Annotated in this window: 18 protein-coding genes, 1 tRNA gene and 1 other RNA gene; 8 read left to right on the top strand and 12 right to left on the bottom strand. The window is 69.6% G+C overall.

What is annotated here, in order from left to right:
• Positions 1 to 28: 28 nt before the first annotated feature.
• The gene (locus HMPREF3121_RS02445) at positions 29 to 1,597 is read right to left on the bottom strand and encodes an RNB domain-containing ribonuclease (protein ID WP_070519534.1); all 1,569 of its coding nucleotides are present in this window, start codon (positions 1,595 to 1,597) and stop codon (positions 29 to 31) included.
• Between the two features lie 140 nt (positions 1,598 to 1,737).
• On the opposite strand from HMPREF3121_RS02445, the gene HMPREF3121_RS02440 reads away from it, so the two are divergent.
• A complete protein-coding gene (locus HMPREF3121_RS02440) occupies positions 1,738 to 3,102 on the top strand; it encodes a TrpB-like pyridoxal phosphate-dependent enzyme (protein WP_070519599.1) in 1,365 nt (454 codons plus the stop codon).
• Positions 3,103 to 3,470: 368 nt separating this feature from the next.
• Here HMPREF3121_RS02440 and HMPREF3121_RS02435 read toward each other — a convergent pair whose 3' ends face one another.
• From HMPREF3121_RS02435 to cobC, 6 genes are all read right to left on the bottom strand, one after another.
• Positions 3,471 to 4,493, bottom strand: coding sequence for a hypothetical protein (locus HMPREF3121_RS02435; protein ID WP_070519532.1), 1,023 nt, complete (start codon positions 4,491 to 4,493; stop codon positions 3,471 to 3,473).
• 536 nt (positions 4,494 to 5,029) lie between these two features.
• Positions 5,030 to 5,467: RNase P RNA component class A (rnpB, locus tag HMPREF3121_RS02430), an RNA gene on the bottom strand.
• A 145-nt stretch (positions 5,468 to 5,612) separates the two neighbouring features.
• Positions 5,613 to 6,359 (bottom strand): histidine phosphatase family protein, encoded by a 747-nt coding sequence (locus HMPREF3121_RS02425; protein ID WP_371327304.1) that lies wholly within the window; start codon positions 6,357 to 6,359, stop codon positions 5,613 to 5,615.
• Between the two features lie 50 nt (positions 6,360 to 6,409).
• Positions 6,410 to 7,156: a zinc ribbon domain-containing protein gene (locus HMPREF3121_RS02420; RefSeq protein WP_070519530.1), complete on the bottom strand. Its 747-nt coding sequence runs from the start codon at positions 7,154 to 7,156 to the stop codon at positions 6,410 to 6,412.
• Positions 7,153 to 8,316: a Nif3-like dinuclear metal center hexameric protein gene (locus tag HMPREF3121_RS02415; RefSeq protein WP_070519528.1), complete on the bottom strand. Its 1,164-nt coding sequence runs from the start codon at positions 8,314 to 8,316 to the stop codon at positions 7,153 to 7,155. Before HMPREF3121_RS02415 ends, HMPREF3121_RS02420 begins: the two co-directional genes overlap by 4 nt.
• Before the next feature lie 113 nt (positions 8,317 to 8,429).
• Positions 8,430 to 9,548, bottom strand: coding sequence for an Rv2231c family histidinol phosphate aminotransferase CobC (gene cobC, locus HMPREF3121_RS02410; protein ID WP_371327303.1), 1,119 nt, complete (start codon positions 9,546 to 9,548; stop codon positions 8,430 to 8,432).
• 55 nt (positions 9,549 to 9,603) lie between these two features.
• Between cobC and HMPREF3121_RS02405 the strand changes: the two genes are divergently transcribed.
• Together HMPREF3121_RS02405 and HMPREF3121_RS02400 are read left to right on the top strand one after the other, a co-directional pair.
• Positions 9,604 to 10,326, top strand: coding sequence for an HAD hydrolase-like protein (locus HMPREF3121_RS02405; protein ID WP_070519527.1), 723 nt, complete (start codon positions 9,604 to 9,606; stop codon positions 10,324 to 10,326).
• A 258-nt stretch (positions 10,327 to 10,584) separates the two neighbouring features.
• Entirely contained in the window at positions 10,585 to 11,088 is a 504-nt protein-coding gene (locus HMPREF3121_RS02400) for a low molecular weight protein-tyrosine-phosphatase (protein ID WP_070519525.1), read from the top strand.
• 103 nt (positions 11,089 to 11,191) lie between these two features.
• On the opposite strand, the gene HMPREF3121_RS02395 is transcribed toward HMPREF3121_RS02400, so the two are convergent.
• Positions 11,192 to 11,791, bottom strand: a complete 600-nt coding sequence (locus tag HMPREF3121_RS02395) for a GtrA family protein (protein ID WP_371327302.1) — start codon at positions 11,789 to 11,791, stop codon at positions 11,192 to 11,194.
• A gap of 218 nt (positions 11,792 to 12,009) precedes the next feature.
• Here HMPREF3121_RS02395 and HMPREF3121_RS02390 point away from each other — a divergent pair, with 218 nt between their 5' ends.
• Positions 12,010 to 13,092, top strand: coding sequence for an SURF1 family cytochrome oxidase biogenesis protein (locus HMPREF3121_RS02390; protein WP_246816044.1), 1,083 nt, complete (start codon positions 12,010 to 12,012; stop codon positions 13,090 to 13,092).
• A gap of 39 nt (positions 13,093 to 13,131) precedes the next feature.
• On the opposite strand, the gene cbiB is transcribed toward HMPREF3121_RS02390, so the two are convergent.
• The 3 genes from cbiB to HMPREF3121_RS02375 form a co-directional block, all read right to left on the bottom strand.
• Positions 13,132 to 14,067 carry an adenosylcobinamide-phosphate synthase CbiB gene (gene cbiB, locus HMPREF3121_RS02385; protein ID WP_246816043.1) on the bottom strand — a complete coding sequence of 312 codons (936 nt, stop codon included), beginning with the start codon at positions 14,065 to 14,067 and terminating at the stop codon, positions 13,132 to 13,134.
• A 106-nt stretch (positions 14,068 to 14,173) separates the two neighbouring features.
• Positions 14,174 to 14,245 (bottom strand) — tRNA-Val (locus HMPREF3121_RS02380).
• Between the two features lie 161 nt (positions 14,246 to 14,406).
• The gene (locus tag HMPREF3121_RS02375; RefSeq protein ID WP_070519520.1) at positions 14,407 to 14,826 is read right to left on the bottom strand and encodes a DUF3052 domain-containing protein; all 420 of its coding nucleotides are present in this window, start codon (positions 14,824 to 14,826) and stop codon (positions 14,407 to 14,409) included.
• Between the two features lie 373 nt (positions 14,827 to 15,199).
• On the opposite strand from HMPREF3121_RS02375, the gene aceE reads away from it, so the two are divergent.
• The gene (aceE, locus tag HMPREF3121_RS02370) at positions 15,200 to 17,929 is read left to right on the top strand and encodes a pyruvate dehydrogenase (acetyl-transferring), homodimeric type (RefSeq protein ID WP_070519518.1); all 2,730 of its coding nucleotides are present in this window, start codon (positions 15,200 to 15,202) and stop codon (positions 17,927 to 17,929) included.
• Positions 17,930 to 17,961: 32 nt separating this feature from the next.
• Complete coding sequence (locus HMPREF3121_RS02365; protein ID WP_070519516.1) at positions 17,962 to 18,339, top strand: acyl carrier protein; 378 nt, start codon at positions 17,962 to 17,964, stop codon at positions 18,337 to 18,339.
• Between the two features lie 38 nt (positions 18,340 to 18,377).
• Here HMPREF3121_RS02365 and HMPREF3121_RS02360 read toward each other — a convergent pair whose 3' ends face one another.
• Entirely contained in the window at positions 18,378 to 19,031 is a 654-nt protein-coding gene (locus HMPREF3121_RS02360; RefSeq protein WP_070519591.1) for a DUF3145 family protein, read from the bottom strand.
• 425 nt (positions 19,032 to 19,456) lie between these two features.
• On the opposite strand from HMPREF3121_RS02360, the gene HMPREF3121_RS02355 reads away from it, so the two are divergent.
• Together HMPREF3121_RS02355 and HMPREF3121_RS02350 are read left to right on the top strand one after the other, a co-directional pair.
• Positions 19,457 to 20,152, top strand: a complete 696-nt coding sequence (locus HMPREF3121_RS02355; protein WP_070519514.1) for a hypothetical protein — start codon at positions 19,457 to 19,459, stop codon at positions 20,150 to 20,152.
• Complete coding sequence (locus HMPREF3121_RS02350; protein WP_210387243.1) at positions 20,142 to 21,812, top strand: hypothetical protein; 1,671 nt, start codon at positions 20,142 to 20,144, stop codon at positions 21,810 to 21,812. Before HMPREF3121_RS02355 ends, HMPREF3121_RS02350 begins: the two co-directional genes overlap by 11 nt.
• Positions 21,813 to 21,835 lie beyond the last annotated feature (23 nt).

Below are 21,835 nucleotides of genomic sequence, written 5' to 3'. Positions count from 1 at the left end.
TCCTAATCTGCGGGCCAGGCGCACCCCCCTAATCAGCCGGCCAGGCGAACAGCACCTCCGCCTCCACGGGATTCGACGGATCGGCGGCGACCAGGCTGACCCGCTGGGCCGTGCCCTCGTCCGGCACACCCGCGTCGGTCGTTCCCCGGCACTTGGCGAACACCGGCGGCTCGAACACGAACACCTCGACCTCCTCGCCACGGTCGTGGAGCACCGCGGAGTCGAAGGCATGGCCCACCCACGGCTCCAACACCACCGCCTCGGTCAGATCCAGGCACGCCCGGTCCACCCGCGACGCCAGCTGCCCCGACGACGCCATCACCGAAATCGCCTCGTCGACCCCGGCCGTCACCCACCCGGGGACCTCCACCTCCTGCGTGTCGCCGCGCCGGTGAGCCGCGATGGCCAGACAATACTCCAGCCCGAACCGGTCGATCAGCCGTCGCAACGGGGCCGTCACATGCGCGTACGGGCCACCCACGCCCGAATGCACCGGCACGTCGGACGGTGCGGGGGCCGAACCGTCGTCAAGCGTCTCCAACCGCTCGTACCCCGAGCCGCGCAACAGGCGCGACGCATCCTTCATCACCGCCATCCCGCGGGTCGAATCCGCGTCGACGCCCGCCAAAAACGCGCTGACCTCGGCAATGCCCGCATCATCGGGCAGCTCGTACCCCAACGCGCGCGCCGCCACCCGAAACTCCGCCAGCGCAGCCTCGCCCGCCGGCCGCAACGTCCGCAACACCCCGACGCCGGCCTCCGCCATCATCTGACCCGCGACCATCCCCGCCAACAGCGAAATCTCCGAATTGAAATCCATCACCGGCGGCCGCGCATCCAAGCGCAGCTCCCACCGGCCATCCCCCGTCGGCACCACCGACTGCGACGGCAACCGCAAATTGATCGCTTCACGACGACGCGCCGACCCCTGCCTGGCCCGCCCAACTTCCGGAAGCAGCGCAATCGACGGATGCGGGACCCCGGCATCGAACGACTCCTGCACCGCGACGTACTCCAGCCGCGCCACCGACCGCACCAGAGCCGGGAACACGTCGCGCAACGTCGGCTCCCCATCCGCGTCGACGACGATGTCCCAGACGATGGCCGGGCGGTCGACGTCGGGAAGCAAACTGCCCGCACCCTCCGACAGCGCCGCCGGATGCAGGCGCGTCGGCTCGTCCGGCAGATAAATCGTCTGCCCGCGGCGCATCGACTCGGCCGCCGTCAACGAATCCGGCGCGATGAGCCCGCCGACGTCCGCGATCGCGTACAGCACGCGCCAACCGGCGGTGTCGGGGTCGCCAGCGCCCGCGTCGTCGGTGCCAGTGCCCGCGCCGGCGCCCGGGCCCGAGTCGCCGGCACCCGGGCCCGCGCCGGCGCCATCCCCGCCCCACGCGCTGATGTGCATCGCCTGATCCAGATCCATGGAGCCGGGCGGGTCGATGGTCACGAACGCGACGTCGCGCAAATCCTTCCGCGCCGCCCGCCGATCCACCGCAGCCGCGGCATCGGCGTGCACCTCCGGGGCGAACGTCTCCGGCACCCCGAACTCGCGGGCGACGGCACGGAAATCGAGGGCGGCCGCAAACAGCTTCATGTCCGCCCAGCCTAATGGCGATCACGGTCCGCGTCGCCGGATACGCTGAGGTGAACCATCCGCACTACACAGGAGCACACATGACCACCCAGGCCCGGCCCGGCACCGACGCCAACGGCGCGAACGGCGCGAACGGCGAGATGACCAAGGCGATTCTCCCCGACTCGGCGCTGCCGACCCACTGGTACAACCTCGCCGCCGACTTCCCCGAGCCGCTGCCGCCGCACCTCCACCCCGGCACCCGTGAGCCGCTGAAGCCGGAGGAGATGGAGCCGATCTTCGCGTCCGGGCTGGTCGAGCAGGAGTTCTCCACCGACCGGTGGATCGAGATCCCCGAGCCGATCCGCGAAATCTACCGCCTGTGGCGTCCGTCGCCGCTGGGCCGGGCGCGCCGTCTGGAGAAGGAGCTGGGCACCTCCGCCCGCATCTACTACAAGAACGAGTCCGTCTCCCCCATCGGTTCGCACAAGCCGAACACGTCGGTGGCGCAGGCGTACTACAACATGCTCGACGGCATCGAGAACCTGACCACCGAGACCGGCGCCGGCCAGTGGGGTGCGTCGCTGGCGTTCGCCGCCCAGTTCTTCGGCTTGGGCGTCGAGGTGTGGCAGGTGCGTGCGTCGTACGATTCGAAGCCCTACCGCCGCATGCTGATGGAGGTCTACGGCGGTTCGGTGCACCCGTCGCCGTCGGATCTGACCGAGGCGGGGCGCGCGATTCTGGCGAAGGATCCGGATACCCCGGGTTCGTTGGGCATGGCCGTGTCGGAGGCCATCGAGGTCGCGGTGAACGGCAAGAATTCGCGGTACGCCCTGGGCAGCGTGCTCAATCACGTGATGTTGCACCAGACGATCATCGGTCAGGAGGCCGCCGCGCAGCTGGCGATGTTCGGCGAGTCCGGCCCGGATGTGGTGGTCGGTTGCGCCGGCGGCGGGTCGAACCTGGCTGGTTTGACGTTCCCGTTCATCGGGCATTCGTTGACGGGTTCCGTGCTTGACGACGGCGGCCGTTCCTCCACTCCGACCTCCGCGTCGGGGGCGAAGGGGGATGCGAAGAAGTTCGTGGGAGACGATGCGCCGCGCATCATCGCCGCCGAGCCCGCCAAGTGCCCGTCGTTGACGCGGGGCGAGTACCGCTACGACCATGGCGATGTGGCGGGGTTGACGCCGCTGTTGAAGATGCACACCCTGGGCAGCGATTTCGTGCCGGATCCGATTCACGCCGGTGGTCTGCGTTACCACGCGATGGCGCCGATGGTGTCGCACGCCGTGGAGTTGGGGTTGGTGGAGACCACCACGGTCGAGCAGGAGGACGCGTTCGCCGCCGGCGTGCGTTTCGCCCGCTGCGAGGGCACGGTTCCGGCGCCGGAGTCGAACCACGCCATCGCCGCCGCGTGTGCCGAGGCCGCGAAGTACGAGGGTGAGCCGGGTTCGGGTCCGGCCATTTTGATCGGCCTGTCGGGCAACGGTTTCCTCGACCTGCCGACGTACTCGAAGTTCGTTTAGGCGGTTCGCCCCGCCAAACGCGAGTGCTGCGGTGATTGAGGTGAGGGCCGGTCGTCGTAAAGCCAGACACGACGGCCCGGCCTTCCGCATGTCCGACCCTCTACACCAGCCGCAACCACTTCCCCCACACCCACCACACCCGCCACATCCGACGCGCGCGCCCCAGAAACGCCCAGAGTCGCACAAAACGGGACTGACGACGAGAGGAAAAGCCCAGGTCACGTGAAGTGGGCGTGTCCCGTTTTGTGCGATAGAAAATCCTCTACGGTTGGGCCGGATTGCGTCCGGTGTCTGATCAAGTTCGAGGCGAGGGACATCCGGGGCCGGCGAGACCTGGCTGCACCCGACAGGTCACACCCCGCGATCCGTCACGCGGCACCCGCCCGACGCTGCCCCGGCGTGCGATAACCCTTCGGCCAACGATCCCCGGCCCGGACGAAACGCGCCGTCGTCGCATCACCCGCCGCGACCTTCGCCCTCTGCGCCTCCAAAAACTCACGCACCCGACGCAGCGCCTCCCCCGACATGATCTGCTCCCACGTCACGCGCAACACGGCCAGCCCCTCGTCGAGAAGCTCCGACTCACGCTTCCACTCGTAGAACGAACGCTCATCGGAATCGCCGTACACCCCGAGAAACTTCCCCTTGCCGTGCACCTCGATCATCGCCAACAAACCCCGATAGGCCAGATCCACGCACCCGATGAACAGCCCGTCAGCGCTGAACACCCGCAACTGCAGCTCCGGCGCCGGCAACCCCGCCTTGATGATCTGGGCGCGCATCAACGACTCCGCGGCACTGTCGGCGAAACGACTCGCGCACGCGACGACGTCGAGCGCCATCCGCGGATTCGCCGAACGCCCCGCCGCCCGGGCCAAATCAATCTGCGAATGCCCCAGCCGCAACGCCGAATCCGCCGTGACCAAACCATGAGCGAACCCGTGCCGCAAAGTCACGTCGGCGACGGTCGCGCCCACCGACGTCACCAACCGCCCCTCGACGCGCCGCAGGTCCTCCGGGCCCCACGTCAGCTTCCGTTCGTGGATCGCGCCCCGCGTCTGGTAGTTCCTGCGCGTGGGATGCGCGAGTTCGATGACGTCGATGCCGGCCGCGGGGTTTTTCGGGTTCGACCGTCCACCATCGCGGTTCGGCGACCGATCGAAGATGTCGAGCCCCCACGCCAGCGCGGCACTGCGCCCGACGACGACCATCCCCTCCCTGGAGTCGACGGCGCTGAGATGGGTCACCCGCCGGCGGGCTGTGGTGTCGAGGTCGTGCCACTCGGCGGTCGGAATGTAGGTGTTCGGGTGCAGTCTGTGCAGCTCGCCGCCCCGCCATTTGCGGGCGAGCGCTTTACGTTCGGATTCCGTGTTCCCCCTGAGAATGTTCACGCCCCATTGGACGCGGTCCGGCGGTAATCGGTTCCATCGACTTTCCGACGACCTCAATGTGGGGGTGCCGAAACCGGGTCGCCGAGGCCGGGCGCCACCGATTCGAGTGCCGCCGTGACTGCCCAAACCCAACCGGATGCAACCCCCGATTCCCGCCCAACGCGACCGCCCGTTACCGACTGGGCGCGCCCCGATTCCCGCCCAACGTGACCGCCCGTTACCGACTGGACGCGCCACCGATTCCCGCCCACGCCGCAGCAAATTTGCTATCGCACAAAATGGGACAGGGATCGAGACAAAACCCCAGCTCACAATCACCGCAAATGTCCCGTTTTGTGCGATTCCCCCAGAACTGGGGCCAGAGCGACGCAGGGGACTCAAGAGGTGAGCGACAGAGCAACGCCCTCACCGTCGCTCACGACGACGAGTGGCGAAGGGCGAAAAACGCCGACCACAACGACGAGCGAACCACCAAGGGCGAAAACGCAGGGCCACAACAGCGCGCGAAACCGGCAGGCGAAAACCGAAGCAAAAGGTGAACGAGCCGGCCTGTGAGCCGGATTCTGTCCCCGCCGCGCCTTTCGGCCTCGGCGGGTGATGACCATCCATCTCGACGCACCATCGCTGGGCGCCTGAAGCAGCTGACCCTCGGACTTGGGCGGGCAGCCCTCGGTCGTCCGAGCAGGCACACCGCGCGTGCGTGGTGCGCCCTCTTGCCTTGCTCCCGGTGGGGTTTACCGAGCCGTCGCAGTCACCTGCGGCGCTGGTGCGCTCTTACCGCACCTTTTCACCCTTACCCGGTTCGTGCGGACGCATCCGCGCGCCCGGGCGGTTTGTTTTCTGTGGCACTGTCCCGCGGGTCGCCCCGGGTTGCCGTTAGCAACCACCGTGCCCTGTGGAGTCCGGACTTTCCTCGGCGCCGGGCCGGGCGCTTTGTGCGCTGGTCCCCGTGCCGCGGTCATCCGGCCGGCTCGCTCACGTGGGGGGATTTTAGCGCACGCGGGCGGGTGTCTGGTGCGGGGTCTGCTTTACGACGCCCCTCTCCCCGCCGTCGCCCGTTTTCCCCGGGTGCATCGGGCATCGGTCGCCCTGGGTGCACCGGTCAGCTCCGGCCGCCGCTTACCTCAGGTGGGCGGTGTCGTTGACCAGCGTGACCGAGGTGGGCCCGTCGGCGTAGAACTCGGCGACGGACAGCGACGCGAGGTCGAGGTGCAATCGGGTGAACAGTTCGAACCCGGCGCCGAGGCCCTGGCGGAGGATGGATTTGATGGGCGTGACGTGGCTGACCACCAGGAAAGTGCCGGGGCCGAAGTCGTCGGCGATGCGGCGGCGGGCGGCGGCGACGCGGTCGTCGACGGTGCGGAAGGCCTCGCCGCCGGGTGGGGTCAGTTCGGGGTCGGTGAGCCAGCGGGCGTGGATGTCGGCGTCGCGGGCGGCGGCTTCGCCGAAGGTCAGGCCTTCCCAGGTGCCGAAGTCGGTCTCGCGCAGGTCGTCGTCGACGCTGATGCCGAGGCCGAGTTCCACCGCCGCGTATGTCGCGGTTTCCAGGGCGCGGGCCTGCGGGGATGCAATGATGCCGCGGATGTCCCAGTCGCCGGCCACCAGCCGGTCGGCGGCGGCGCGTGCTTGGCGGCGGCCGAAGTCCGTCAGGGAGGGGTTCGACGCCGAGCCGCTGTATCGGCGGTCGACGCTCATCGGGGTTTGGCCGTGGCGCAGCAGCAGCAGTCGCGTGGGTTCGCCGACCGCGCCGGTCCATCCCGGGCTTGCCGACGTCGCCTCCCGGGTGGATCCGCGCTCCGGTTTCACGGAGCTTGCCGACGTCGCCTCCCTGGTCGATCCACGTTCCGGCTTCTCGGGGGCGCTCATCGCCTGTTCACCGCTCCCAGCTTGCTCACCGCTCACCGCTCGCTCACCGCTCATCGCTTGTTCGCCTCGTCGGCGGCGTTGAGGGTCACCGGCCGGACGAGCCACGCGCTGCACTCGGGGCAGGTGACTACCTCTTCCGCCGGCAGCGTTTCGAAGTTGCGCATCGTCGACGCGTCGAGCTCCATGTAGCAGCTCAGGCACGTGCGGCCGTCGAGTCGGGCGACGCCGATGCCGGTTTCGGCGGTGATCTTGTCGTAGCGCGACAACAGCTTCGCGTCGACGGTGCCGCGCAGTTCCTCCATGCGGCGCTTCAGGCCGTCGACCTGCGCCTGCATGTCCAGATCGGCGTCGGCGACGCGCTTCTCGGCCAGGCGGATGCGGTCCTCCAGCTCATCGGAGTCCGCGCCGACGTTGATCTCGTGGGCGTCGCGGATGTCGCGGACGTCGGCGATGTGGTGTTCGAGCTCTTCTCGGCGACGGCGCGTCGAGGCGAGGTCGTGCTCCAGGTCGCGGCGCACCTCGGCGTCTTCGGCGTGGTCGAGGCTGCGGCGATCTTCGTCTTCGCGGCGGCGCAGCTTGTCCAGGTCGGATTCGAGCTTCTTCACGTCGACGCCCAGATCCCGCGCCGACAGACGCGATCGGGCGGTGCTGGTGCGCAGTGCGGCGCGTTCCGCCAGCAGCGACGTCAGCTCCGCCCGCTCCGGCGAGGACTGGCGGCGTGCCTCGAGCCCGTCCATGCGCGCCTGCGCCTCGGACAGCTCCAGGATGGTCACCTGGGTGACGGGGTCGAGTTTCATCGGTTCTCCTCGGTGGTGTCGGTGTTGTGGCCGGCGGCGGCGACGGTCCAAGGGTCGGTGCGGATGTCCAGGACCTCCGTCTCGACGCCCAACGCATCGCCCAACAGGTCCGCGGCCTGGCCGCACCACGGGAACTCGCTGGCCCAGTGGGCGGTGTCGACGATGCAGGGCCCGCCCTCGCGCAACGCCTCGTCGACCGGGTGATGACGCAGGTCGGAGGTGACGAACGCATCCACGCCCAGCTTGCGCGCGACGTTCAGGAAAGAATCGCCCGACCCGGAGGCCACCGCCACGCGGCGGATGATCCGCTCCGGGTCACCCGCCCCGCGCACGCCCCACTCGGTGGCGGGCAGACGCTCGCCGACCCGGGCGACGAAATCCTTGAACGGCATCGGCTCATCGAGATCGCCGACCCGGCCGATGCCGAACGCGGCCTCCGGGTCGAGATCGCCGACGAGCGACTCCAGGACGTCGAAGCTCGGCTCCTCATACGGGTGCGCCTCCACCAGGGCGGCATGCACCTTCGACCGCAGCGACGGCTCGGCGACGAACTCGATGCGCAGCTCCTCGACATGTTCGACCCGGCCCCGCTCGCCGAGGAACGGGTCGGCGTCATCGCCCGGGCGGAACTGGCCGCGGCCGGAAAGCTCGTACGCGCACGCTTCGTAATCCCCGACCGAACCGGCGCCGGCGGCGAACACCGCCTCCTTCACCGCCTCGGCATGCGACCCCGGCACCCGCACCACCCAGGCATCGAGATGCCGCCCCGGCTTCGGCGCCAACGGGGCACCCGGGTGCACTCCCAGCAGCTCGGCGAGGCGGTCGTTGACGCCCGGCCGCGCCGAATCGGCGTTGGTGTGCGCCGCGAACAACGCCACCCCACCGCGAATGAGCTTGTGCAGGATCCGCCCCTTCGGCGTGTCCGCCGCCACCGACGACACCCCGCGCAGCAACAGCGGATGGTGGACGACGAGCATCTGCGCACCCGACGCAAGCGCCGCATCGGCCACCGCGTCGGTGCAGTCGAGGGCCACCGCCACCCGCGACACCGGCTCGTCGGGGTCGCCGCAGATCAACCCGACCTTGTCCCACTCCTCCGCCAGCTCGGGCGGGTAGGCGGCGTCGAGAACTCGGCGCACGTCGGCGACGGTCACGTTCATCTGCGTTTCCTCTCGGGTCGAATCGTCGGTCGGGCGGGCCGCGCGGCGGGCGCCGGGGCCCGAGTCACATCAGTTGCTCCACCGGAGCCGAGGCGGGCGCCCCGGCCCCCTCATCATCGTTCACGTTGCAGGGCGGCGATGCGGGTGACCTCCCCCACCAGTGTGCCGACGTCGGCCGGACCACGCACCGCCAACCGCCACCACGACGTCCCCAACCCCGGGAACGTGTCGCAGCGCCGCACCGCCACTCCCCGATTCGCCAGAGCCAGCCGCACCGCCTCCGGGTCGGCCACCGGTGGCCTGGCCAGCAGAAACGGCCCCGCGGCCGGCTCGACCTCCCAGCCGGCGTCGTCAAGCACGGCCACCATCAACTCCCGCTCCCGCGCAACGTCGGCGCGCTCGAGCCGCAACGGCCGGCCCATCCCATGCTCGGCCACCAACCGCATCGCATGCAGCTGCAACGTGCCCACCGGCCACGCCGGACGACGCCGCGCCAACGCCGCCAGCACCTCCGGCACACCCAATGCATACCCGCAGCGCAACCCCGCCAACGCCCACGTCTTGGTCAAACTGCGGAACACCAGCAACCCGGGATCACGCACCGACGCGACCTCGCAAGCCTCCCCGGCATCCTCGGCGACGACGTCCATGAACGCCTCGTCGACAACCACGACCCGGCCCGGCGCGCGCAGGGCCAGAATGTCCTCGCGCGAATGGAGCACCGACGTCGGATTCGTCGGATTGCCCACCACCACCAAATCGGCGTCGTCGGGCACCGCAACCGAACCATCGCGCACCTGCCCCAGATCCCACGGGGGACGCAGAATCACCCGGTCGACGTCGATGCCCGCCGCCCGCATCACCGCATCCGGCTCCGTGAACTGCGGATGAATCACCGCCGGACGCTCGCAGATGTCCGGCAACAGCGCGAACCCCTCGGCCACGCCCGCCAGCAACAGGACCTCATCCTCCCGCCGCCCGTGCCGCCGCGCGATGAGCTTGCGCACCCGCCGATCCAGCATCGGATCCGGGTAGGCGGACAAATCGTTGAGGTGGCTGCCGAGGGCGTCGAGAAGCCACCGCGGCGTCGTCCCCCGCACGTTGACCGCGAAATCCACCAGCGCCCCCCGCGCCGCCACATCGCCGTGGTAACTCACGTCGCCGGTGAACTCGGCCCCGGCGGAGACCGCCGCAGCGTCATCCCCCGTGTCGCCCATCATCATGTTGTTCACATTGCCACACCGCCCGGATCGCCGACCAGGGGTCGCGGCCCCCATACTGGATGGCATGGCCCCCACCCTGCTCATCGACGTCGACGGCACCATCAGCGATTCCCTCGCGGGCATCCAGGCGAGCTTCCGCACCGCGATGGAGGCGGTCGGCCACCCGATCCCCGACGACACGTTCATGTCCACCCTCGCCGGCCCGCCGATGCGGGATTCGATGGAGAAGATCGGCCTGTCCGGCGACCGCCTCGACGCCGCGATGCGCGCCTACCGCGCCGCGCAAACCGACGGCGGGTGGGCGGACACCAGGATGTTCCCGGGCTGGGTCGAGCTTCTCGACGGCTGGCGCGCCGACGGCATCCGCCTGGCGACGGCCACCTCGAAGGGAGGGCACTTCGCCCGGAAGGTGCTGGCGGAGTTCGGGATCCTCGACCATTTCGACTTCATCGGCGCCGCCGACGACGGCGGGGACCGCCACCACAAGGACGACGTCATCGAACACACCCTGCGCGTGCTGGGGCTGCCCGCCGTGCGCCGCGACATCGACGGCGATGGCGGGGACTCCGGGGATGGCGGCAATGGCGGCAATGGCGGGGACGCCCTGCCCGGCGCCGTGATGATCGGCGACCGCATCCACGACGTCGAGGGCGCCCGACGCTTCGGCGTGCCGGCGATCCTCGTCGGCTGGGGCTACGGACCCGACGACGAACGCGACCGCGCCGACGCCGTCGCGCACACGCCCGACCAGCTAGACCGCATGGCCCGGGAGATGCTCGGGCTCTGACGAGCCCGCCCGGACGCGGGCGCGGGAGCGGTCGCGGGTGAGGCAACGAGCTCGAGCGCATGCTCGTGTAGGGACTCAGCGCGACTCCGGGCACCGGCCGCCGCACCGGACACCGCACGCCCCAATTTCTCCGACCGATGCGAAATTGGCCCCGGCGGCGCAGGCGATATACCTTGTCATTCGGAAAAATTCACGCCCGCGCGACGGACCCGACCGGTCCCCTCATGCGCGGGGCGTCCCCGGCACCGAGGAGACCCCATGTCCGCGCCTGGCCGCACCGAATCCGTTTATCTCGTCTTCGTGTGCAGCGGCAACATCTGCCGTTCCCCGATGGCGGAGATCATCGTCCGCGAAGCCGTCGAGGATGCCGGCCTCGCCGACGACGTCCTCCTGGCTTCCTGCGGCATCGGCGCGTGGCACGTCGGCCAGCCCGCCGATTCCCGCGCCCGCGCGGAACTGGAAAACTCCGGCCGCGACTCCACGCACGTCGCCGCGCAGCTCGGCGCCGAACACGTCGACGCGACGCTGTACATCGCCATGGACAACGGCCACGTGTCGCAGCTCGTCGCCCGCGGCATCCCCGCCGAGAAGATCCGCCTGATGCGCTCCTTCGACCCGAACTCCCCCGCCGACGCCGACGTCGCCGACCCGTACTACGGCGATCTGTCCGGCTTCACCCGCACCCGCCGCGAAATCGAGGCCGCCACCCCGGGTCTCATCGCCACCATCCGCGACATCCTCGAAGACTCCTCGACCCGCTGACCGCTGACCGCAGGCTCGCACCGCCACGCCCCCACCGGGTGCCGCTGACCGAGCGTCGACCGGCGTCCACGGTGAACGGCCGGGGCGGTGGCCGTCGTGAAGCCTACAATTCCTTCAACTCGATGCGCTCGCGGTTCTTCCGCCGGGGATCCTTGCCGCCGAGGCCGCGCACGCGGAACGTCCAGATCTTGTTGATGACGAAGTTCGCCGGCGTGCCCAACAGCACGCCGATGAGGTTCGCCCAGTAGAACTTCGTGCGCAGGCCGCTGGAATCGTCGAAGATGTGGTCCGGCAGGGCCAGCGGCGACGTCGGGTTGGTCAGCAGCGTGATGGTGACCAGGCTGACGATGAGCCCCGACAGGCCCGCCAGCAGGAACGGCCCGAACTGGCGGAACCAATTCGGCCGGTTATCCACCCGGAACGTCCACGAACGGTTGAGCTGGAAGTTCCACACGTTGGCGATGAGGAACGCCAACGTCGCGTACACGTGCGACCACCGGATGTTCCACCGGGTGCCCAGCAGGTTGGCGAACACCTCGTGCTCGTTGACGCCCCACTCCAGGCCGATCTTGCGCGCCATGATCGCCACCACGGTATTGACCAGGACACCGGTGCCGCCGACCATGCCGAACTTCAGGAATTGGCGGAACACCGCGCCATAACGCGAACGCGTCGATGCTTTTGCGACTGTGGACACGGGCACCTTCCGGCGGCTGGGCAAACGGGCCCGGGTTTCGGGCTGAGCGACGATTCTACTCCACCGCCGCAGTGCTCCGCCGCAACGCTCCGCCGCAGCCGACGGCGCCGCGCCGGTCGTTTTTCACGCCCACCGCCGACCAACCACCGACCACGCCCCGACCGCCGCCACCATCCCCCCGCCCGTATCCGGGGCGATCCGAGCTAGTGAGTAAGGTGGGCGGCGTGACATCCCGAATCCGCCAGTTCCTGACCCCCGGCTGGGTGCTCACCGCCGTGGTCTGCGTCGCGTTCGCCTATCTCGCGTTCACGGTGCTCGCTCCGTGGCAGCTCGGGAAGAACAAGGCCACGCAGGAGCGCAACGACCAGCTGCGCCACGCCTTCGAGGTCGATCCCGTGGACGCCTCGGAGCTGTTCCCCGCCGACGGGGAGCTGGCGGAGGGCACGGAGTGGCGGCGGGTCACCGCGCAGGGCGAGTTCCTGCCGGATTCGGAGGTCCTGCTGCGCAATCGGCCGGTCGACGGCACGCCGGCGACGCACGCACTGACCGCCTTCCGCGCCGATGACGGAACGATTTACCTGGTCAACCGCGGTTTCGAAACCCCGCCGGATGGCGGCGTCCCGGACATGGAGGCCGCACCGTCGGGTGAGGTGACCATTCTGGGCTACGCCCGTCGCGGCGAGATGACCCCGGAGCGCCCGCCCCTGGAGGGCGGCGAGGGCGAGCCGACGCAGGTCTACGGCATCGACACCGACCAGGTCGGCGAGATCATGGACGTGGATTTGCACCCCGATTACATCCAGCTCGCCGAGGATCAACCGGGAAGCCTGCGCGCCATTCCGCTGCCGACGCTGGAGAGCGGCCCGTACCTGGCGTACGGCATCCAGTGGATTTTCTTCGGCATCATGGCTCCGGGTGCCCTGATCTGGTTCATCTTCGCGGAGGCCCGGGAGCGTCGCCGGGACCGGGAGGAGCAGGAGGCCGTCCTGCGTTCCTCGCGTGACGACGAGCCCGCCGCCGCCTCCCCCGCCGCAGTGTCGGCGGCGGCCCCGTCCGCCACGGCGGGTGGCGAGGACGTGGACGTCGTCAAGCCCGAAACACACGAGGCACGCGAAGCGCACGCGGGTCGCGACGGCGGCGAGATCGAGGCCGGGTACGAGAAGAAGGCAGAGCCCGCCGCTGCGGCCGCCACGGCGGAAGCCGACGCGCGGGCCGAGCGTGCGCGCCGACTGGCCGCGCGCTACGGCGACTCCGGGCACAAGGGACGGCGCCGCAAGGGCCACGGGCTCGACGACGAACGGTTCTAGACGCGAGGGCGCGTCACCACGCCGGGCGCGTCAACCCCGTCACCGCGATGCGAACGCCGCGACGAGCAGACCGCCGACGCACATCGCGGCGGTGATGTCCTGCACGCGACGGGTGAGGGTCACCGCGCGGCGGACGTCGGCGACCGTCGGGGAATCCCCGCGGCCGAGAACCGCACGCTCCTCCACGCCGCCCTCGTAAGCGGTGGCGCCGCCGAGCCGCACGCCCAACGCGCCGGCCGCCGTGGCCTCGGGCACCCCGGCGTTGGGGCTCGGATGACCGGGGGCGTCCTCGCGCCACGCCCGCCACGCCCCCGCACGGTCCGGGCCCGCGATGACCGTGGCCACGCCCGTCAGCCGGGCCGGAACCCAGTTGATCACGTCGTCGAACTTTGCCGACGCCCACCCGAAATTCCGCCACTTCTCCGTGCGGTAGCCGACCATCGCGTCGAGGGTGTTGCCGCACCGGTGCGCCACGACGCCGGGGGCTCCGAACACCGCGCCCCACAGCAGCGTGCCCGACACCGCGTCGGAGGTGTTTTCCGACAGCGATTCCACCGTCGCCCGGGCCACGCCGTCGAGGTCGAGCCGCGCGGGGTCGCGAGAGCACAGCCACGGCACCAACTCCCGGGAGGCGGCGAGGTCTTCGGCCTCGAGACGGTCGGCCATGCGCTCGCCGGTGCGGGCCAGCGTCGTGCCGCCGAGCGACGCCCACGCCACCGCGGCGAGCGCTACATTCGGAAATCGGCGGGCGGCGACGGTGGCGGCGACGGTCGGCACCGCGACCAGCACCGCCGCGTACGCCGCTCCCCGGGGCTTCGAATCGGCCCACATCCGCTTTTCCAAACGGTCGGCGGCGGTGCCGAACCAGGCGACCGGATGGTGGCGCACCGGGTCACCGAAGATCCGGTCGGCGACGATGCCCGCCGTCAGCGCCGCGGCCCGGCCCACCATGCGTCGCCGGCGGGTGGTGGTCATGTGGGCTCCTCAATTGGGGCGGGGCAATCGTGGCGGGGCACGAAAACCCCGTCCCGGTGACGGTCCGGAAACGGGGTCGATCCGCCTTCGTCGGCGGTGAATCGAGTGCGGCGAGAGGGTTTCGAACCCCCGACCGCTGGTGTGTAAAACCAGAGCTCTACCACTGAGCTATCGCCGCTGATGTCGCGTGGGCGACGTCGCGGAGAACGGTAACACACCCGGTGACGCGGCCGACCTTCGGGCCGACCGCGCATCGGTCGGGGCATCGGCCAGCCGGTGGGGTCGCCGAAAACGGCCATCGCCGCAGGACGGGCCCCAAGGGCGACGCTGCGCCTCGCGCTACTGGCGCTTGACGCCACGCTGAACCAGGCAGTTGGCCTGCCACTGGCCCAGGCGGATCGCGGAGGTGCCGGTCAGGCCCGCCAGCTGCGCGGACTCGTCGATGAGGCCCGGGTCCACGAAGCCGGGGCGGCCGGCGCCGGGGGTCAGCAGCCAGATGCGGCCGTTTTCGTCCATCGGGCGGGCGGCGTCGACCAGGCCGTCGACCAGGTCGCCGTCTTCCTCGCGCCACCACAACAGCACGACGTCGACGACCTCATCGGTGTCTTCGTCGAGCAGGTCCTCGCCGAGGAACTCCTCGATCGACTCGCTGATGGCGGTGTCGCAGTCTTCGTCCCAACCGACTTCCTGAACCCGCCGGCCCTTTTCGATGCCGAGCGAATCCGCATAATCCCGCGCAGCGCCAGTGGCGTCGCCCACTTCTCCGGTCCTCCAAAATCTCGTGAGTGCCGCGGGTCCCGTCATAGACCCGCGTTGCTTTCTCCGGGGAGTTTACCGCCCCGGGGGGCCTTGTACAGGGATCGGGGTCCGGGAGCTTGACGACGACCCCGCCGAATCGCCCCCGCCCACACCGCGGATCAGCGCCGCAGTCACGCCCGACCATGAGGTGTAACGCCGTTTCCGGCCCACCGGACCGGTGGCGACGAGGTGGGCGTCGTCACGCACGAAGACGACGGAAATCGCCCCAAACGCGGATCCGGAAACGGAAGTAGAGTGTTGAGGAAAACGACTCGGGCACCGACCGCCCCATCATCACGGGGGCCGATCGCCCCAACGATTCGGGAGGAACCACATGGCCGACACGGCGGACCGACATGTCGACGAATCCAACTTCGCGCTGATCCGCGATGGCGTCGCGTCCTATCTGAAGGACACCGACCCGGAGGAGACCCGCGAGTGGCTGGAGTCCCTTGACGGGCTGCTGGAGGAAGCCGGCCCCGACCGCGCCCGCTTCCTCATGCTCCGGCTCCTGGAGCGCGCGACCGCCAAGCGCGTCGCCCTGCCCCCGTTGACCTCCACCGATTACGTCAACACCATCCCCACCACCCTGGAGCCCGAGTTCCCGGGCGACGAGGAAGTGGAGCGCCGCTACCGCAAGTGGATCCGCTGGAACGCCGCGATCATGGTGCACCGCGCCCAGCGCCCCGGCATCGGCGTCGGCGGGCACATCTCCACCTACGCCTCGTCGGCCCCGCTGTACGAGGTCGGCTTCAACCACTTCTTCCGCGGCAAGGATCACCCCGGCGGCGGCGACCACATCTTCTTCCAGGGCCACGCCTCCCCCGGCGTCTACGCCCGAGCGTTCCTCGAGGGCCGTCTCGACGAGGACGACCTCGACGGCTTCCGCCAGGAAGTGTCCCGCCCCCAGGGTGGCCTGCCGTCCTACCCGCACCCGCACGGCATGCCCGACTTCTGGGAATTCCCCACCGTGTCCATGGGCCTGGGCCCGATGGGCGCCATCTACCAGGCGCGATTCAACCGCTACCTGCACGACCGCGGCCTGGTCGACACCTCCCAGCAGCACGTGTGGGCGTTCCTCGGCGACGGTGAGATGGATGAACCGGAGTCGCGCGGCCTGATCCAGACCGCAGCCCTGAACAACCTGGACAACCTCACCTTCGTGGTCAACTGCAACCTGCAGCGCCTCGACGGCCCGGTCCGCGGCAACACCAAGATCATCCAGGAGCTGGAGAGCTTCTTCCGCGGCGCCGGCTGGAACGTCATCAAGGTCGTGTGGGGCCGCGACTGGGATGCCCTGTTCGAAAAGGACCACGAGGGCGCCCTCGTCGAGCTGATGAACGGCTTCCGCGACGGCGACTACCAGACCCTGAAGGCCAACGACGGCGCATGGGTGCGCGAGCACTTCTTCGGCCGCGACCCGCGCACCGCCAAGCTCGTCGAGGACATGACCGACGAGGAGATCTGGAATCTGCGCCGCGGCGGCCACGACTACCGCAAGATCTACGCCGCCTACGCCAAGGCCCTGGAGACCAAGGATCAGCCGACCGTCATTCTGGCGCACACCATCAAGGGCTACGGCCTGGGCCACAACTTCGAGGGCCGCAATGCCACGCACCAGATGAAGAAGCTGACGCTCGACGATCTGAAGCTTTTCCGCGACAAGCAGGAGATCCCGATTTCCGACGAGGTCCTGGAAAAGGACCCGGCCCTGCCGCCGTATTACCACCCGGGCGAGGACTCCGAGGAGCTGCAGTACCTGAAGGAGCGCCGCAAGGAACTCGGCGGCTTCGTGCCCGAGCGCCGCGAAACCTACGAGCCGCTGGCCGTGCCCGAAATGGACGCCCTCAAGTCGATTCTCAAGGGGTCCGGCAAGCAGAAGGTCGCCACCACCATGGCGGTGGTGCGCATCTTCAAGGAGCTCATGCGTGACAAGGAGCTGGGCAAGCGTTTCGTGCCGATCATCCCGGACGAGGCCCGCACCTTCGGCATGGACTCGTGGTTCCCGACGTTGAAGATCTACAACCCGCACGGCCAGCAGTACACCCCGGTCGACCATGACCTGATGCTGTCGTACAAGGAGTCCGAGCAGGGCCAGATCCTCCACGAGGGTATTTCGGAGGCCGGTTCGATGGCGTCGTTCATCGCCGCCGGTTCGTCGTACGCCACCCACGGCGAGGCGATGATTCCGCTGTACATCTTCTACTCGATGTTCGGTTTCCAGCGCACCGGCGACCAGATGTGGTTGGCCGGCGACCAGAAGTGCCGTGGTTTCCTGCTCGGCGCCACCGCCGGCCGCACGACCCTGACCGGTGAGGGCCTGCAGCACATGGACGGCCACTCCCCGCTGCTGGCGGCGACGAACCCGTCGGTGGTGACGTACGATCCGGCGTTCGCGTACGAGGCCGCCTACATCATCCGCGAGGGCATCGACCGGATGTACGGCGAGGGCCGCGGCGAGGACGTCATCTACTACCTGACCATCTACAACGAGCCGACGCCGCAGCCGCCCGCCGCCGAGGACCTGGACGTCAAGGGGCTGCTGAAGGGCATCTACCCGTACAAGGAGTCGCAGGGCGAAAACCACGTCAACCTGCTGGCGTCGGGCATCGGCATGCAGGCCGCGCTGAAGGCGGCCGACATGCTGGCCGAGGAGTACGACATCCCGTCGTCGATTTACTCGGTGACCTCGTGGAACGAGCTGGCCCGCGATGGCCTGGCCCGCGAGACCGAGGTGCTGCGCAACCCGGCGGAGTTCCACGAGCGTCCGTTCGTGCAGCGCGTTCTCGAGGATGCCGACGGCCCGTTCATCGCGGTGTCGGACTTCCAGCGCGCCATTCCGGAGCAGATCCGTCAGTGGGTGCCGGGCGACTACACGGTGCTGGGCTGCGACGGTTTCGGTTTCTCCGACACTCGTGAGGCGGCGCGTCGTTTCTTCAACATCGACGCCGAGTCGATCGTCGTCGCGGCGCTGGCGGGTCTGGCCCGCGAGGGCAAGCTGCCGGCGTCGGTGGCGCAGAAGGCGGCGGAGAAGTACCAGATCACCGACCCGACGGTGGTGTAGCCGGACATGGGCGACGGTGAGCGGGAGAGGTCATGACCAGCAGTTTGGGCGATGCCCTCAGCGCTTTGCTTGGCGACGGCGCCGGGGTCGCCGGTGACTCGACGTCGGCCGGCACGGGCGGAAAGTCCGGTGGCCGCGGCTCCGGCGGGGGTGCGCTCGACGGTTTGTCGGGTGCCCGCGCGGAGGTCACCGACGTGCTGTTCCGCGTGCTCGGCGACGACGCCCCGGAAGAGGCCCCGGGCCTGGATTCCACGCTGCGCGGCGACATCGGGCTGGACCGGTTGGGCGTGGTGGAGTTGCTCGTGCGGTGCGAGGAGGAAACCGGGGTGCGTTTCGCAGACGACGACGTCACCGGCATGAAAACCCTCGGCGACGTGGTGTCCCACGTCGAAAACGAACGACAGGGCTGACCGGCCCGGGGGCCGACCACCGGCCGACTGGCCGCCGCCTACATCACCGCCCGCCGCGTCAGGAGTTCCACGACGTCGCAGGCGGTGTTTTCACGTGCGTCGGCGTCATCGGGGTTCTGGGCGGCGGCGTTCGGATGTGCGTCGTCAAGCAAAGGCGAACCCTGCCCGACGGCGGGCGCCTCCCATGCCTCGAAACCGGCGGTGCCGGGGCGCAGCGGTTCGAGGGCGGTATCCCAGGCGGTGCCGAGTTCCGCGTCGAGGGCGCGCGCCATCCCGGCGGCGTCGCCCCGGTGGGCGGCCACGATGGCGCGGAGACGCTGCTCGCCGACCTGGATGTCGCCGGCGGCGTCGGTGGTGCCGGACCAGGTGCCCAACGCGGGGACGTGGCAGTGGCGTTCGCCCTGGGCGCCCGGGATCGACGGGTCGGGGTCCTCGGTGATTTCGAAGGTGAGGTCCGGCCAGCGGGCCAGGTCGCCGACCAGGCGTGCGGCGGCGCCCGCGGGTCCGCGCCAGTCGAGTTCGGCGCAGACGCGGGTGGCGTCATCGGGGCGGGTGCGCCAGATCGACGCCGCGGGGCGGGTGCCGTCGGGCAACGTGATGCCGGCGCGGGCGATCGCCCATGCGACGTGGGGAGTGAGGGCCGGGCGCGCTGCGTGGATCCACAGCACTCCGGTGGAGTCGTGTCGGGACATGGTCACCTGAGTGGTCGGCGGAGAGGCGGTGCGCCACCGGAGGTGCCGGTACCGGTGGCGCGCCGCCTCAAGACGAGGCTCGTCTTCCCCTACGCCCTCGTCGCCGGGGCTCCGCCGCCCGTGTGCGGGTCGTCGCGGTGCGGTCGGCCGCGGTGCGGCGTGTGCTTTGCGACGGCCCGGGCGGCGGTGCCCACGTGAACCAATGTGGCCAGTGTGTCGCGGGGCGCGAGGCGCGACAAGGGTCAAGTTGAGGTTGACACCCCCGAAGCATGAAGGGGCGGTTGAGGCTTCGCGGGTGGCGGGGCCGTCATCGTCGGGGGCCGGGGGCGCTCGCCGAGCGGGAAGCCGCCACCGGTGTTAAAACTCTTGTCGTGCGCGTACGACATACCGTTGCGCGTTCGACACTTGAGATTCGGGGGGATCCAATGAAACCAGGGCACACGCCCGACTCCACGCACGGCCGCGGGGCCGAGGATTCCACCAGCTGGTGGAGCTGCCTTCGACGCCTGGTCGTCGCCGCGATCGTCGCCGCCATCGCCGCAGGTGCGCTGGCCGGCTGCAGTGGTGCCCAGGCCGACGCTGATGACGGTAGGCACAATGCGGCGGAGGAAAACTCGTTGCCACCGGGCGTCATGCCACCCAACGACCCGCCCCAACCCGGTGACGCCCCACTCGGACCGGACGGCCACTACGACTACTCGGCCCCCGGCTTCGAGCTGAAGAACCCGTGCGACACGGACGCTTACCAAGTGGCGCTGCAGAACGGTTGGGAACCGCCGGTCATTGGAAAGCAGCTTTTCGATTCCGAATCAGACCGGATGTGCGGAATCGTGAAGAACGGTGACGGGATCGGAATTACCCATCACTCCTTTACTCGGTCTGAGCTCATAGACCTGGATCCGAAGGTGGAGACCCAAACCAAAGGCAAAACCACCTGGTACACGGTGGTTTGGCCTAACTACATCGGATCAACATGTTTCGCCGGTATCGATACGTCGAGCGGAGCTGAAGGCGTAACGGTACCGATCGGCGGCTTTTCGAACCTCACCACACGAGAGTCGGCCTGCCAATTCGCTTCTGAACAGTTCATTCAGTTCTTCGGGGGAAAATATGATTTTTAACGCCAGTCTCACCGGACTTCAGGCGGTCCACGGCGCTTTGACGCTCAACACGGCCGGCAACGCAGCTCCTTCTGTCTCGCTGGCCGGGTACTCGCCGGTGCCGTCGATGCAGATGGTCGCCACGCAGCATTCGTCGGCGATCGTGGGTTCGTCGGGATGTTCCGTCGTCGTGTCCGCCGCCATCGACGCCGAGATCCAGTGGTCCGCGGCGAACCTCAAGTCCATGATCACCGCCCTGCAGTCCCACGAGGCCGACACCGGCGCCGCCTTCACGGCGATCGACCCGCTCAACGCCCCGAACAAACTGCAGGTCGCCGACGGCATCGTCAATCACGCCTTCGGTGCCCGACCGCCCTTCAACCCGGGATCGCTGGTCTTCTCCCCCGCCGTCGTCGGGCCGGAAACCACCGAAACCGCAGAATCCCTCCTGGCGAAGTTCGTCGCCACCAACGACGCCACTATCGGCGAGGCCGTCACCTACTGGTCCGGCTACGGCACCCGCATGGCCGACCTGGCCACCACCCTCGCCAACGCCGCCCTGAAACTGCTCGGCGACAACGAAGGCGCGGCCTTCGACGCCGCCGCCGCAAGCCTCACCGGGCTGGCCGGCCGGGTCAGCAACGTCGCCGCCTCCGCCGGGATCCTCGCCACCCACCTGCAGGCGCTGCCCTCCGTCAAAGCGATGGCGATCAACGCGCTCACCAGCATCGAGGCGCAATCCCGGACCATGACCGATCCGGCGGCGAAGGAAGCGTTCGAACGCGCCGAGATCACCGCGTTCCTCACCGGCCCCTATCTCGGCCAGCTGCAAACCGCCGTGCCGACGATCCCGAACCTCACCCAGCCCGACTTCTCCGTCAGCGCCCCCGACCTCGTCGCCTCCGGCGTCGCGGGCGGCCACGGCGCCGCCGGGGCATCACAGGTCGGGCTCGCCCCGGCCGGCATGACCACAGCAGCCGCCGCCCCGGCGACGGCGGCATCGACCATGGCCCCGGCCGCCTCCGGCCCGATCACCGGCCCCAACGGAATGAGCCCCATGGGCGGAGCCCCGTCCGGCGTCCCGGCCACACCGTCGACGTCCGGCCCCATCTCCACCATCCCCGGCGGCGCCACCGCGCCCATGGCCCCCTCCAGCGCAACCGCACCGGCCGGCTCCGGCTACGGCGCCATGCCACCGGCTCCTGCGGGCATGTCCCCCGCGGGATCCGGCGCAGCAGGTGCCGCCACCCCGGGCTCCCGGGGTGCCTCCGGCGCCGGCCCCCTCTCCGGCTTCGGCGCGGGTGCGGTCGGCGGTCGCGGCGGCCTCGGCACCCCGACCTCGGGCGGCATCGGCAACTCCGGCACCCGCGGCCGCAGTGGCTTTGCGACGCCCGGCGCCGGAACCACCACCGGCACCGGTACCGGAAAGACGCAGCACACCACGGCGACGGCACTCAACCGCACCGGCCCCAAGGGCGGACACGCCGCAGGTGGGCCGTCGTCAAGCAAAAACGGCGCCGCCCACGCCACCATGCACCGCCGCGGGCCCAGGCCCGACGCCAACGTCGAATCGATCCGCGGAACCGGCCGCGACTTCGAACAGGACGAATACCAGCGGGAGCTCTTCGGCGACGAACCCACGACGGTGCCGGCCGTCATCGGCGCGAACGTGCGGGGCTAACGGCGCCCATCCCCGCACAACCG

The sequence above is a fragment of the Corynebacterium sp. HMSC11E11 genome (assembly GCF_001807025.1).
Lineage (GTDB): Bacteria > Actinomycetota > Actinomycetes > Mycobacteriales > Mycobacteriaceae > Corynebacterium > Corynebacterium freneyi.
This window is presented reverse-complemented; position numbering and strand designations above follow the sequence as displayed.